The organism is Streptomyces sp. NBC_00083 (assembly GCF_026343295.1).
Taxonomy (GTDB): domain Bacteria; phylum Actinomycetota; class Actinomycetes; order Streptomycetales; family Streptomycetaceae; genus Streptomyces.
Window position 1 is genome coordinate 141,198 of record NZ_JAPELY010000002.1, and the last position, 13,766, is coordinate 154,963.

Sequence of the window (13,766 nt, forward strand, 5' to 3'; positions counted from 1 at the left end):
GAGCGGTTGACGGTCCCTCGGTGTGGGCTCAACTCGCCTGATGGCGCGGAGAGATGGGGAGGCGGAGTCGGGCGCGGCGCGCCAGGGTTCGCGGGCGCGGGCGCGGGTGGGGTCTGGGTCTGGGTTGGGGTCGGGGTCGGGGTCGGGGTCGGGTCAGCTCACCGGGGTCCCCGAGCGGAGATCCAGTCGGTCGCCGGTGAAGGACGACCGGAATCGTTCGTCGTGCGAGACCACGACGACCGCGCCCGCGTAGCCGGCCAGGGCCTCCTCCACCTCCTCGACCAGGGCGAGCGAGACGTGGTTGGTCGGCTCGTCCAGTACGAGGAGGTCGGCGGGGCGCGTCACGAGGCGGGCCAGTTCGAGCCGCCGCCGCTGGCCGACGGAGAGCGCCGCGACCGGCACCGCCAGGTCCTCCTCGCGGAACAGCCCGAGGGCGAGCAGCTCGTCGGCGTACTCCTCGGGGTGGCCGGGGCGTCCGGCGGCGTAGGCGGCGAGGAGGGGGACGGGGTGTGGTTCGCGGCCCCGCGCGGAACCCGGCGTGTGCTCCAACTCCTGTGCGAGATAGGCGATATGGCGGCTCGTCCGGCGGACCGTGCCGGTGTCCGGGGTGAGGTCGCCGGCGAGGACGCGCAGCAGGGTGGTCTTGCCGGCGCCGTTGGGGCCCGAGACGAGGAGGCGCTGCCCCGGCCCGACCGTCAGGGCGGGCACGTCGAGCCGGGCGCCCACCCGCACCGCCGTCAGCTCGACGAGCGGGCCTTGCGCGGTGGGTGCCGTGGTGGTCTCCGCGGTGGGTGCCGCGGTGGTGAGGCGGGCCTGGAAACGCAGGGGCGGGGGCGGGGCCGCTACCGGCTCCCGCTCCAGTTGATCCAGGCGGGTCCTGGCCGCCCTGACCTGCCCCGACAGCTTTGCCTCCGAGGAGCGGCGGTGCTTGCCGAAGCCCTGCCCCGGGTCCTTGCCCGCGGATGCGAGCCGCCGGGCCGCCGCCTCGACCAGCTCGCGGGTGCGGGCCAGCTCCTCGACCCACTCCTGGTACGCCAGCTCCCGGCCGCGGCGCGCCGCGGCCCGCGCGGTGCGGTAGCCGGCCCAGCCGTCGCCGTACCGGACGACCGTCCGCAGCTCACGGTCCACCTCCAGGATCGTCGTGGAGACGCGTTCGAGGAAGGCGCGGTCGTGGGTGACCACCACCAACGTGCCGTGGTGGGCCCGGAGTTGACCGGCCAGCCAGTCGACGGCCTCGCGGTCGAGGTGGTTGGTCGGCTCGTCGAGCAGCAGCAGCTCGGGGGCTGCGGCCAGCACGCAGGCCAGCGCCAGCCGGGACCGCTCGCCGCCGGAGAGCGAGCCGAGGGTGCGGTCGCGGGTCACATGGGCGAGGCCGAGCGCGTGCATCGCGGCGTCGGTGCGGGTGTCGGCGCGGTAGCCGTCGCGCTCCTCGTACGCGCTCAACAGGTCGCCGTACGCGGTGAGTTCGGCCTCCGACGCGTCGGCGAGGCGGGTCTCCGCCGCGCGGATCTCCGCTTCGAGGGCACGCAGGTCGGCCAGCGCCAGGTCCACGGCGTCCTGGACGGTGCGGTCGGGGGCGAGCGCGAGGGTCTGGGCGAGGTGGCCGGTGCCGCCCGGGAAGACGGCGGTGACCTCACCGGTGTCGGGCCGCTCGGCGCCGGCGAGCAGCCGCAGCAGGGTCGACTTGCCGGAACCGTTCTCGCCGATGACGGCGGCCTTCTCGCCGGGGCGGACCGTGAACGACACGGCGTCGAGGACGGTGCGGTCGCCGTAGCTCTTGCTGACGTCGCTGAGCGTCAGCTGGGACGGGTGATGGGCGCGTGAGCGCATGGGGGATCCCCTGGGGTACTCGGTACGGGTTCTTCTTCCTGACTCCTGGCTGCTGCCTCACGGCAGGGGGCAGCGCGGGACCGGCACCGCCGGGCGCTGCCGCGGGGGTCAGCGGAAGAAGTAGTACGAGTACGTGGGCATGAGCCCAGGCTAGCCCGGACACCCCGCCCCTGTCGCAACCTTTTCCCCGGGCCCCGCCCCGACACGGTCCGCACCCGAAGGCGGGGTGTCCTGGGGCTCCGCCCCAGACCCCGGTTCGCGCCTGAAGGGCGCTCGTCCTCTATCGCCGGACGGGCTCAGGTGGCCCGCATGGGCCGGAGTCGAGCAGCCGGACAGGCTGGGGGTGTCAGCGCTGGGCATGCTGCCAAGGTTGACCCCCGCCTAGGGGCGCGGGGAACTGCGTGAGGCGCGGGCGCGGTCCGCAGGCGGGGCGGGGTTGCCCGGGGCTCGGCGTGGTGGTCAGGGCGCCGGGGTCGGTGGGGTTCTCGGGGTGGAGGGGGGCCGCGGCTGTGTGGTCGGCGGGGTGATCAGGTTTCGGGCGCCCGCCGTGCCCGGCGCGTTGGCGACCGCTGCCGCGAGGGCGCGGCGGGAGAGGCGGGCGGTGTGGAGGGCGTCCCAGGTCAGCAGGGTCAGGGCGAGCCACACCAGGGCGAAGCCCGCCCAGCGCTCCGGCGGCATCTCCTCGTGGAAGTACACGATGCCCAGCAGGAGTTGGAAGACCGGCGCCAGATACTGGAGCAGGCCGAGCGTGGAGAGCGGCACCCGGATCGCCGCGCCGCCGAAGCAGACCAGCGGGATCGCGGTCACCACGCCCGTCGCGGCGAGCAGCGCCGCGTGCCCCGGGCCGTGGCTCGCGAAGGTGGCGCGGCCCTCGTGGCCGAGCCACAGCAAGTAGCCGAGCGCGGGCAGGAACTGCACGGCGGTCTCGGCGGCCAGCGATTCGAGCCCGCCGAGGTTCACCTGCTTCTTCACCAGGCCGTACGTCGCGAACGAGAACGCCAGCGTGAGCGAGATCCACGGCGGCTGCCCGTAGCCCATCGTCAGGACCACGACGGCCGCCACGCCGATCCCGACCGCCGCCCACTGGGCCCGCCGCAGCCGCTCCTTGAGGATCAGCACGCCCATCGCGATGGTGACGAGCGGGTTGATGAAGTAGCCGAGCGACGCCTCCACCACATGGCCGGAGTTGACCGACCAGATGTAGACACCCCAGTTGACGGTGATCACCACGGCGGCGACGGCTATGAGCCCCAGCTTGCGCGGCGTGCGCACCAGCTCGCCGAGCCAGGCCCAGCGGCGCAGCGCGATCAGGACGACGGCGACGAGGCCGAGGGACCACACCATGCGGTGGGCCAGGATCTCCAGGGCGTCGGCGGGTTCGAGGAGCGGCCAGAACAGGGGGACGAGCCCCCACATCCCGTACGCGCCGATTCCGTACAGCAGGCCGGCCTTGTGCTGCCCGGCTGGTTCCTCGGCCACTGGCCCTCCCTGTGCGCGCGCTCGATCCAGCGAAGGTAGCGCCGAACAGGGAGTGGTGTCATGTCCGTACCGCGATACGGTCCTGACGGGCCGGGGTCAGCCGCTCACGCGGCGAGCGCCGTGCGGACCGACGTGGCCAGCGGAGTCGTCGGGCGGCCGATCAGGCGGGCGAGGTCGCCCGGGGTGGCGGCGAGGCGGCCCCGCTCTATGGCGTGGTCGACGTCGACCAGGAGTTCCGCGACCGGGGCCGGCACGCCCGCGCCGGTCAGCACCGCCGCGTGGGCCTCGGGCGCGACCGGAGTGTGGACGACCGTCCGGCCCGACGCGGTGGCGACCTCCGCCGCGTACTCGGCGAAGGACCACGCCGTGTCGCCGCTCAGCTCGTACGCCCGGCCCAGGTGACCGTCCTCGGTCAGCACCACCGCCGCCGCGGCGGCGTAGTCCGCGCGGGCCGCCGAGGCGACCCGGCCTTCGCCCGCGTTGGAGACGACCGCGCCGTGCGCGAGGACCGGGGCGAGGTTGGCCGTGTAGTTCTCGGTGTACCAGCCGTTGCGCAGGAACGTGTACGGCAGGCCCGACGCGAGGATCAACCGTTCGGTCGCCTTGTGCTCCTCCGCCAGTGCGAAGTCGGCGTCGGGGCCGCCCAGGATGCCGGTGTAGGCGAGCTGGGCCACGCCCGCGGCCTTCGCCGCCTCGATCACCGCCGTGTGCTGCGGCACCCGCCGCCCGACCTCGCTGCCCGAGATCAGCAGGACCCGGTCGCCGGACCGGAAGGCGCCGGCCAGCGTGGCGGGCTCGCTGTAGTCGGCCACCCGCAGCTCGACACCGCGCGCGGCGAGTCCGGCCGCCTTCTCCTTGTCGCGTACGACGGCGACGATCTCGCCCGCCGGTACCCGGGCGAGCAGCTCCTCGACGACGAGGGTGCCCAGCGCTCCGGTGGCTCCGGTGATCACGATGCTCATGGCGGTCTCCTGGGGAAGTGGGAAGGTCGTTCGTGGTTGCTCTGCCATCCTAGGGTTAGTGCTAACTTCTGGAAAGTACCCACTTTGAAGTAAGGTACTGGCATGACAGTAAGTGAGCGAAGCGGGGACGACCGGTCCCGGCGCGAGAGCATGTGTCCGCACCGGCTCGTGCTGGAGCACGTCACGAGCCGGTGGGGCGTCCTGGTCCTGGACGCGCTCCTGGACCGCTCGTACCGCTTCAGCGAGCTGCGCCGCGAGATCGGCAAGGTGAGCGCGCCGGGCAAGGTCAGCGAGAAGATGCTGGCCCAGACCTTGCAGACGCTGGAGCGCGACGGCTTCGTGCACCGCGACGCCAAGCCGGTCATCCCGCCCCGCGTCGACTACTCGCTCACCCCGCTCGGCCGCGAGGCCGCCGAGCAGGTACGGGCGCTGGCGCGCTGGACCGGGGTGCGGATGGACGACGTGCAGCGGGCGCGGGCCGCCTATGACGCGGCCCGGGAGCGCGCTTCCGCGTAGCCGCGCGCGAGGCGGCCGGATCCCCGCCCGCGGGTCAGTCCGGCTGCGGGGCCTGCCCGGACTCCAGGAGGCGCAGGGCGCGCGAGACGTCGAAGGGCAGGATCGTCACCACGACGGACGGAAGGTGTTCCAGGGACTTCGCCATCTGTTCGGCCGTGCCCCGGTGCAGCACCTTGCCCAGCGCGTTGCCGTAGAGGCGCCGGGGGACCAGGACCGTCAGGGACGTCGTGCCGTCCTCGGTGGTGCGCCCCGCCAGCTCCACCATGGCGTGCCGCAGCCGACGGTCGGGACACGCGCTGAGGTGCAGCGGGACCGAGGTCGCCGCCGTCGCCTCCCAGGCCGCCGCGAGGTCGCGCGCCCGCGGCTCGTCGATCGCGAAGTGGACGGCCCTGATCTCGTCTGGCCGCAGCTCGTGCGCGTACCGCAGCGCCTTGAGGGTGGCGAGGTCGAGCGTCTCCACGAGGACGAGCACCATGCGCCGCCCCGGCCGCGGCAGGTCCGCGCCGGGCGCCTGCACCGTGGCGAGCGCCGCGGCCTCGCGCCGGTACTCGCGGTTGATCCGGGTCAGCGCCCACACGCCGAGCGGGAAGACCACCACCACCAGCCAGGCGCCCTCGGTGAACTTGGTGACGGCGAAGATCACGACGACGACGGCAGAGACCACGGCCGCGACCGCGTTGACGGCGAGCTTGAGCCGCCGGTGCCGCTCGCGCCGCCGCCAGTGGTACGCCGTCAGCCCCGCCCCGGCCATCGTGAACGCCGTGAACACGCCGATCGCGTACAGCGCCACCAGCCTGTCCACGTTGGCGCCGGTCGCCACGAGCAGGGCGAGGGAGACGACGGTGAGCGCGATGATGCCGTTGGAGAAGGCGAGCCGGTGGCCGCGCCGGGTCAGCACCCGCGGCAGGAAGCGGTCCTCGGCGACGAAGCTGGCGAGGAACGGGAAGCCGGTGAACGGGGTGTTGGCGCCCGTGTAGAGCACGAGGGCCGTCGCCAGCTGCACGAAGACCAGGCCCACCGTCCCCAACGCCCCGCCCCCGAAGGCGAAGTGGGCCTCCTGTGCGATCACGGTCGGAGTGCCGTCCGCGTAGGGGACCGCGTGGGTGAAGTGGGCGAGCGTGGACACGCCGAGGACCAGGCCGCCCAGGACACAGCTCATGGTGACGAGGGTGCGCCGCGCGTTGCGGCCCTGGGGGTCGCGGAACACCGAGACGCCGTTGGAGATCGCCTCCAGGCCGGTCAGCGAGGAGCCGCCGTTGGCGAAGGCGCGCAGCACGATGAAGAGCGACGCCCCGTACAGCCAGCCGTTGCCTGCGGCGCCGATCGGGACCACACCCGCCGCGTGCAGGTCGGCCCGGGGCAGCCCGCCGGCGAGGCCGCGTACGGCGGAGACGGCGAGCATCAGGCCCACGGCCGCCATGAAGAGGTACGCGGGCAGTGCGAACAGCCGCCCCGCCTCGCGCAGGCCGCGCAGGTTCCCGTACGCGAGGACCAGGATCACCGCGACGGAGAGCGGGAGTTGGAGGTGGTCCATCGCGGTCGGCCCGCCGCCGACCAGGTGGGCGAGGGAGACGATCGCGTTGGTGCCGGCCGACACCTGGACGGCGACGGTCACGATGTAGTCGACGAGCAGGGCGACCGCGGCGATCTGGGCGACGGTCGGGCCGAAGTTCTCGCGGGCCACGACGTAGGAGCCGCCGGCCCGGGTGTAGATCATGACGACATCGCTGTAGCAGAGCGTCAGCAGGAGCAGGACGAGGAGGATCGCCCCGGTCACCGGCATGAGCAGGGAGAACGCGGCGGCCCCCGCCACCGGGACCAGCACCCGGAGCATTTCCTCGGAGCCGTACGCGGACGAACTGATGCAGTCGGACGCCAGCACGCCGAGCGCCGTGCGGTTGCTCAGCCTCTCTTCGCCGGCGCGTTCCGTGGTGAGGGGCCTGCCGAGCAGGCGCCGCTTGACGCGGTAGGCGAGACGGTCCATGCCCCATGAGTACGGGTGCCGGGCCCGGGGTCCGCGCAGACTCCCCGGCCGGGCACCCGGCGCTCATGCCACTGGATCAGCCGACGACGGTCCAGGTGTCCTTGCCCGCGAGCAGCGCGCCCAGGTCGCCCTTGCCGTTCTGCTCGATGGCCGTGTCGAGCTGGTCGGCCATCAGGGTGTCGTAGACCGGCCGGTCCACCGAGCGGAAGACGCCGATCGGGGTGTGGTGCAGGGTGTCCGGGTCGGCGAGGCGGGAGAGCGCGAACGCCGTGGTCGGCGACGCGGTGTGCGCGTCGTGGACCAGGATCTCCGCCTCGTTCTCCGGCGTGACCGGAACGACCTTGAGGTCTCCGGTGGCCGGATCGCGGACCACGCCCTTGGCGGCGTCGGCGCCGAAGCGGATCGGCTGCCCGTGCTCCAGGCGGATCACGGCCTCCTCCGCCTGCTCCTTGTCCTTGAGGACCTCGAAGGCGCCGTCGTTGAAGATGTTGCAGTTCTGGTAGATCTCCACCAGCGCGGTGCCCGGGTGCTCGGCGGCCTGGCGCAGCACCTCGGTGAGGTGCTTGCGGTCGGAGTCGACGGTGCGCGCGACGAACGAGGCCTCGGCGCCGATCGCCAGCGACACCGGGTTGAACGGGGAGTCGAGCGACCCCATCGGAGTCGACTTGGTGATCTTGCCGACCTCGGAGGTCGGGGAGTACTGGCCCTTGGTCAGACCGTAGATCCGGTTGTTGAACAGCAGGATCTTGAGGTTGACGTTGCGGCGCAGCGCGTGGATCAGGTGGTTGCCGCCGATGGAGAGCGCGTCGCCGTCACCGGTCACCACCCACACGCTCAAGTCCCGCCGCGAGGAGGCGAGTCCGGTCGCGATCGCCGGGGCGCGGCCGTGGATGGAGTGCATCCCGTACGTGTTCATGTAGTACGGGAAGCGCGACGAGCAGCCGATGCCCGAGACGAAGACGATGTTCTCCTTGGCCAGGCCGAGCTCGGGCATGAAGCCCTGCACGGCGGCCAGGATCGCGTAGTCGCCGCAGCCGGGGCACCAGCGCACTTCCTGGTCGGACTTGAAGTCCTTCATGGACTGCTTGCCCTCGGCCCTGGGGACCAGCTGCAGGAGCTCGTTGCTGAGAGCGTCAGGCATGGATGGCCTCCTTGAGCGCGGTGGCGAGCTGTTCCGCCTTGAACGGCATGCCGTTGACCTGGTTGTAGGAGTGCGCGTCGACCAGGAACTTGGCGCGGATCAGGGTGGCGAGCTGACCGAGGTTCATCTCCGGCACGACGATCTTGTCGTAGCCGGCCAGGATCTCGCCGAGGTTCTTCGGGAAGGGGTTGATGTGCCGCAGGTGGGCCTGGGCGATGGGCTCGCCCTGGGCGCGCAGCCTGCGTACGGCGGCGGTGATGGGGCCGTAGGTGGAGCCCCAGCCGAGCACGAGCGTGCGGGCGCCGTCGGGGTCGTCCACCGTCAGGTCGGGCACCTCGATGCCGTCGATCTTGGCCTGGCGGATGCGGACCATGAAGTCGTGGTTGGCCGGGTCGTAGGAGATGTTGCCCGTGCCGTCCTGCTTCTCGATGCCGCCGATGCGGTGTTCGAGACCCGGCGTGCCCGGGACCGCCCAGGGGCGGGCCAGGGTCTGGGGGTCGCGCTTGTAGGGCCAGAACACCTCGGTGCCGTCGGCCAGCGTGTGGTTGGGGCCGGAGGCGAACTGCACGCGCAGGTCCGGGAGTTCATCGGTCTCGGGCACCCGCCACGGCTCGGAGCCGTTGGCCAGGTAGCCGTCCGAGAGCAGGAAGACCGGGGTGCGGTAGGCCAGCGCGATGCGCGCCGCGTCCATCGCCGCGTCGAAACAGTCGGCGGGCGTCTTCGGCGCCACGATCGGCACGGGGGCCTCGCCGTTGCGGCCGTACATCGCCTGCAACAGGTCGGCCTGCTCGGTCTTGGTCGGCAGGCCCGTGGAGGGGCCGCCGCGCTGGATGTCCACGATGAGCAGCGGCAGTTCGAGCGAGACCGCGAGACCGATCGCCTCGGACTTCAGGGCGACGCCGGGGCCGGAGGTGGTGGTGACGGCGAGCGAGCCGCCGAACGCCGCACCGAGGGCGGCGCCGATGCCCGCGATCTCGTCCTCCGCCTGGAAGGTGCGCACGCCGAAGTTCTTGTGGCGCGACAGCTCGTGCAGGATGTCGGAGGCCGGCGTGATCGGGTACGAGCCCAGGTAGAGCGGCAGGTCCGCCTGCTGCCCGGCCGCGATCAGACCGTACGAGAGGGCCAGGTTGCCCGAAATGTTGCGGTACGTTCCGGCGGGGAAGGCCGTGGTGGCCGGCGCGACCTCGTAGGAGACGGCGAAGTCCTCGGTGGTCTCACCGAAGTTCCACCCGGCGCGGAACGCCGCCACGTTGGCCTCGGCGATCGCCGGCTTCTTCGCGAACTTGGACCGCAGGAACTTCTCGGTGCCCTCCGTGGGCCGGTGGTACATCCACGAGAGCAGACCGAGCGCGAACATGTTCTTCGAGCGCTCGGCCTCCTTGCGGGAGAGCCCGAACTCCTTGAGCGCCTCGACCGTCAGCGTCGTCAGCGGCACCGGGTGCACGTTGTACGCGTCGAGCGAGCCGTCCTCCAGCGGGGAGGTGTCGTACCCGACCTTGGCCATCGCGCGCTTCGCGAACTCGTCCGTGTTGACGATGATGTCGGCGCCGCGCGGCACGTCCGCCAGGTTCGCCTTCAGCGCCGCCGGGTTCATCGCCACCAGCACGTTGGGCGCGTCGCCCGGCGTGAGGATGTCGTGGTCCGCGAAGTGGAGCTGGAAACTGGAGACGCCCGGCAGCGTTCCGGCAGGTGCCCGGATCTCGGCCGGGAAGTTGGGCAGCGTCGACAAGTCGTTGCCGAACGACGCCGTCTCCGAAGTGAACCGGTCGCCGGTGAGCTGCATGCCGTCGCCCGAGTCACCCGCGAAGCGGATGATGACGCGGTCGAGGCGCCGGACTTCCTTCTCACCGGCGGGCCTGCGCTGCTCCCCGACGAGGGCCTCATCGGCTCCGTCGGCCTGCTCGGCTGGGCTACTGACCTGGCTGGTCACTGAACTGGACCTCCCTCGGGCGGCTGCTCGGGCGCATCCGGCCGACCGGTAGCGCCAAGGCCCACCCTACGTCGGTAAGGGTGGCCTTCCCTGGACCGCTCACATCTTGGACGCTCTTTTGAGACGCCTCACTGCCCTGAACTGCCACGCTCTGCTCGCCCCCGGACCCTTCTGCTCAGACGCCCGGGGTGTCCCCGCAGGTTGCTCGGGGGGCCCGCCGGGCCGCACCGCGCCGGGAGCCCCCGCGAAGGGTGGCCCGATCCGGCCCGGTGACCGACTTTCGCCCCCGGCGGCAGGGTCCCGCTCGATCCCCGACAGGGCGGCGGGCCGTCATGAGTTGATGTACGTCAGGACCGCGAGGACCCGCCGGTGGTCCCCGACGCTCGGCGAGAGCCCGAGCTTCAGGAAGATGTTGCTGACGTGCTTCTCGACGGCGCCGTCGCTGACGACCAGTTGCTTGGCGATCGCGGAGTTGGTGCGGCCCTCCGCCATCAGGCCGAGCACCTCCCGCTCACGCGGCGTCAGATGGGCCAGCACGTCCTGCTTGCGGCTGCGCCCGAGGAGCTGGGCCACCACCTCGGGGTCGAGCGCCGTACCGCCCCGGGCGACCCGCACCACGGCCTCGACGAACTCCCGCACATCGGCGACCCGGTCCTTCAGGAGATAGCCGACGCCACGGCTCGACCCGGCGAGCAGCTCCGTCGCGTACTGCTCCTCCACGTACTGGCTGAGCACCAGCACCCCGATCCCCGGGTACCGCGCGCGCAGCAGCACCGCGGCCCGCACCCCCTCGTCGGTGTGGGTCGGCGGCATCCGTACGTCCGCCACCACCACGTCGGGCGGTGTTCCCGCGTCCGCCAGCTCCCCCACCGTCTTGACCAGCGCGTCCCCGTCGCCCACTCCCGCGACGACGTCATGTCCCCGGTCGGTCAGCAGCCGGGTCAGGCCCTCCCTGAGCAGCACCGAATCCTCGGCGATGACCACCCGCACCCTGTCCTCCACGACTTTGCAGCCCCCCGCGCTCCGTTGCCTCTTCGGGCGGGCTCCCTCGGGGGCCCGCCCCACGGCTCGGTGCGAGCCATGGCGTTGTGCCCACCCAGCATCCCAGCATCCGGCCAAGAATCCGCCCCCGCCAGGCAAAAACCCCCGGCCCCGTGTTTGGGGGCCGGGGGTCGCGTCCGGTCGCGTCGGCGGCGAAGGCGCGGCGCTAGGCCCGCCAGGGCAGCTCCGCGGTGATCGTGGTGGGGCCCCCGCGCGGCGAGTCGACGGCCAGGATGCCGTCCACCGCGTCCAGCCGCTCGGCCAGCCCCGAGAGGCCCGAACCGGCCGAGGCGTCGGCGCCGCCGCGCCCGTTGTCGCCGACCTGGAGCATCAGCCGGTCGCCGGCCCGCCACACATCGACGGTGGCCCGGCTCGCACCGCTGTGCTTGCTGATGTTCTGGAGCAGCTCGGAGACGGTGTAGTACGCGATGCCCTCGATCGCCGGGACCGGCCGGGCCGGCAGGTCCACCTCCACCTGCACCGGGACCGTGCAGCGGGAGGCCACCGAGGAGAGGGCCGCGTCCAGGCCGCGGTCGGTGAGGACGGCGGGGTGGATGCCGCGGGCCAGGTCGCGCAGCTCCTGGAGCGCCACCTTGACCTCGCCGTGCGCCTCGTCGACCATCACGGCCGCCGCCTGCGGGTCCTCCGCCAGCTTCTCCTTCGCCAGACCCAGGTCCATGGCGAGCGCCACAAGCCGGGCCTGGGCGCCGTCGTGCAGATCCCGCTCGATGCGCCGCAGGTCGGCGGCGGTGGTGTCCACCACCACGCCCCGGTCCGACTCCAGCTCGCTCACCCGCTCCTCCAGACGGGACGGGCCGAGGAGCCCCACCACCAGGAGCTTGTCCATCGCGGCGAGCGCCCGGATCAGCCACGGCACGACCAGGGTGATCACGAGCCCGACCAGCGAGGTCAGGGCGATCGTGACCGGCGTGTCCACGTACACGCTGCGCTGCTCGCCGCCGTAGATCTGGATGCCGTCGTGCCCGGTGTACACCGGGAACACCCACTGCCACAGCGGGTACGAGAACAGTGTCCAGCCCACCGTCCACGTGGTGACCGAGGTGACGAACGCGAAGAGTGCCCACGGGAAGTGGACCACCGAGTAGAGCAGGTGGCGCCAGGAGACACCGCTCTTCAAAACCCCGCCGACCCACGCCATGACCCCGCCGCGCGCAGCCACCGGCCGCGGCTCGTCGATCTCCACGTCGAGCAGCGCCCGCGCCCGTGCCCGCTCCACCACACCGAGGGCGCGGCAGCCCAGCAGGCTCACCGCCATCAGCGGGATGCCGACGAAGGTGATCAGGAGCCCGGCGCTCATCGACACCATGGTGACGGCCCAGGAGAACAGCACGATGCTGATCGGCAGGCTGAGCAGCAGATAGCCGAACTCCCGGAACGTCCGCCCCTCGAACGGGGCACGCAGCACCGGCGGGAGGAAGTGCCGCCGAGGCTCCCGGGAGTCCGCCGCGCGGTACCCGTACTCCGTCTCCATGGTCATCGGTCCTGTCCCCGTCCCTCACGTGTGATGCGGCCGCCGCTGTGACCGGGGCCCCTCTTGAACACCAGCTTCGCGCCCGGCGCCGGCCGCGGCCATGGAGCCGGTCACCCTCTTCGGCCGGGGGTTTTCCCTACCCCGGCCGCATCAGGAGCGGAATCAGTCGCTCGGACCCCGGTCGCGCCACGGCAGTTCGGCCGTGACGACCGTCGGGCCACCGACGGGCGATTCGAGGACGAGCAGCCCGTCCACCGCCCCGAGCCGCTCCGCGAGCCCGGCCATCCCGCTGCCGCCGTCGATCCGCGCGCCGCCCACCCCGTCGTCCTCGACCTGGATGAGCAGCCGCTCGGCGCTGCGCCACACCTCGACCGAGGCGGCCCGCGCCCCGCTGTGCTTGCTGACGTTCTGGAGCAGCTCGGAGACGGTGAAGTACGCGATGCCCTCGATGGCGGGGGCGGGCCGGGCCGGCAGGTCGACCGCGACCTTGACCGGGACCGTGCAGCGCGAGGCGACCGAGGACAGCGCCGCGTCCAGACCCCGGTCGGTGAGGACCGCCGGATGGATGCCGCGGGCCAGGTCGCGCAGCTCCTGGAGGGCCAGCTTCACCTCGCCGTGCGCCTCGTCGACCATCACGGCCGCCGCGTCCGGATCCTCCAGCAGCTTCTCCTTCGCGAGACCGAGCCCCATGGCGAGCGCCACAAGCCGGGCCTGGGCGCCGTCGTGCAGATCGCGCTCGATGCGGCGCAGGTCGGCCGCGGCGGTGTCCACGACGACACCCCGGTCGGACTCCAGCTCGGCGATCCGCCGCTCCAGGCTGTCGGAGGGCGACAGCAGGGCCCGCACCATCATCCGGTCGACGTTGGCGAGGCCGCGGACGATGAACCCGAGCAGCGGCCACGCCACGAAGAGTGAGACCAGCGTCACGGTGAAGGTGAGGATGCCCCAGGGCAGCCGCACGAACTCGTACAGCACGTTGCGCCAGGCCACCGGGTCCCGCAGGCTCGTCCACAGCCACGGGAAGAACCCGCCGTGCCTGCTCGGGCTCGCCGGGATGGGCGTGGGCTCGTCGACCCGCACCCCGAGCAGCCCCCGCGCCCTCGCCCGCTCCGCCTTGCCCAGCTGACGCGCGCCGAGCAGGCCGGCCGCGAGCAGCGGCAGACCGATCACCGTGACCGACAGACCGAGCCCCAGCGCGACCATCACGAGGACGTAGACGAAACCGACGATCGCCATCGGGAGGTCGGCGAGGAGGTGCGCGACCTCCTTCCAGGTGTGCCGGTCGTAGGCGAACCGCACCGCCGGCGGGACGTCCGTCCTGTCGCCGGCGGGGCCGCCTGTGGGGTGTGCTGCGGACCGTCGCCGGTCGCGGAGGGTGCTGGTCATGGTCC

At 72.5% G+C, this 13,766-nt stretch carries 10 protein-coding genes; 1 reads left to right on the forward strand and 9 read right to left on the reverse strand.

Annotated elements, in window-relative coordinates; genetic code table 11:
• Nucleotides 1-153: 153 nt before the first annotated feature.
• From abc-f to OOJ98_RS17070, 3 genes are all read right to left on the reverse strand, one after another.
• On the reverse strand, nucleotides 154-1,830 hold the full coding sequence (gene abc-f, locus OOJ98_RS17060) for a ribosomal protection-like ABC-F family protein (protein ID WP_267055766.1): 1,677 nt from the start codon (nucleotides 1,828-1,830) through the stop codon (nucleotides 154-156).
• 459 nt (nucleotides 1,831-2,289) lie between these two features.
• On the reverse strand, nucleotides 2,290-3,309 hold the full coding sequence (gene rarD / locus OOJ98_RS17065) for an EamA family transporter RarD (protein WP_267055767.1): 1,020 nt from the start codon (nucleotides 3,307-3,309) through the stop codon (nucleotides 2,290-2,292).
• Nucleotides 3,310-3,413: 104 nt separating this feature from the next.
• Nucleotides 3,414-4,271, reverse strand: coding sequence for an SDR family oxidoreductase (locus OOJ98_RS17070; RefSeq protein ID WP_267055768.1), 858 nt, complete (start codon nucleotides 4,269-4,271; stop codon nucleotides 3,414-3,416).
• A 102-nt stretch (nucleotides 4,272-4,373) separates the two neighbouring features.
• Here OOJ98_RS17070 and OOJ98_RS17075 point away from each other — a divergent pair, with 102 nt between their 5' ends.
• Nucleotides 4,374-4,787: a helix-turn-helix domain-containing protein gene (locus OOJ98_RS17075; protein WP_267055769.1), complete on the forward strand. Its 414-nt coding sequence runs from the start codon at nucleotides 4,374-4,376 to the stop codon at nucleotides 4,785-4,787.
• Between the two features lie 34 nt (nucleotides 4,788-4,821).
• Here OOJ98_RS17075 and OOJ98_RS17080 read toward each other — a convergent pair whose 3' ends face one another.
• The 6 genes from OOJ98_RS17080 to OOJ98_RS17105 all read right to left on the reverse strand — a co-directional run bounded on the left by OOJ98_RS17080 (nucleotide 4,822) and on the right by OOJ98_RS17105 (nucleotide 13,761).
• Nucleotides 4,822-6,771 (reverse strand): APC family permease, encoded by a 1,950-nt coding sequence (locus OOJ98_RS17080; RefSeq protein ID WP_267055770.1) that lies wholly within the window; start codon nucleotides 6,769-6,771, stop codon nucleotides 4,822-4,824.
• Between the two features lie 76 nt (nucleotides 6,772-6,847).
• Nucleotides 6,848-7,912, reverse strand: coding sequence for a 2-oxoacid:ferredoxin oxidoreductase subunit beta (locus OOJ98_RS17085; protein ID WP_267055771.1), 1,065 nt, complete (start codon nucleotides 7,910-7,912; stop codon nucleotides 6,848-6,850).
• The gene (locus OOJ98_RS17090; RefSeq protein ID WP_267055772.1) at nucleotides 7,905-9,842 is read right to left on the reverse strand and encodes a 2-oxoacid:acceptor oxidoreductase subunit alpha; all 1,938 of its coding nucleotides are present in this window, start codon (nucleotides 9,840-9,842) and stop codon (nucleotides 7,905-7,907) included. Before OOJ98_RS17090 ends, OOJ98_RS17085 begins: the two co-directional genes overlap by 8 nt.
• 330 nt (nucleotides 9,843-10,172) lie before the next feature.
• Entirely contained in the window at nucleotides 10,173-10,832 is a 660-nt protein-coding gene (locus OOJ98_RS17095) for a response regulator transcription factor (RefSeq protein ID WP_323177927.1), read from the reverse strand.
• Nucleotides 10,833-11,049: 217 nt separating this feature from the next.
• Nucleotides 11,050-12,375 (reverse strand): sensor histidine kinase, encoded by a 1,326-nt coding sequence (locus OOJ98_RS17100; RefSeq protein WP_267057001.1) that lies wholly within the window; start codon nucleotides 12,373-12,375, stop codon nucleotides 11,050-11,052.
• Nucleotides 12,376-12,537: 162 nt separating this feature from the next.
• Nucleotides 12,538-13,761: a sensor histidine kinase gene (locus tag OOJ98_RS17105; protein WP_267055774.1), complete on the reverse strand. Its 1,224-nt coding sequence runs from the start codon at nucleotides 13,759-13,761 to the stop codon at nucleotides 12,538-12,540.
• Nucleotides 13,762-13,766 lie beyond the last annotated feature (5 nt).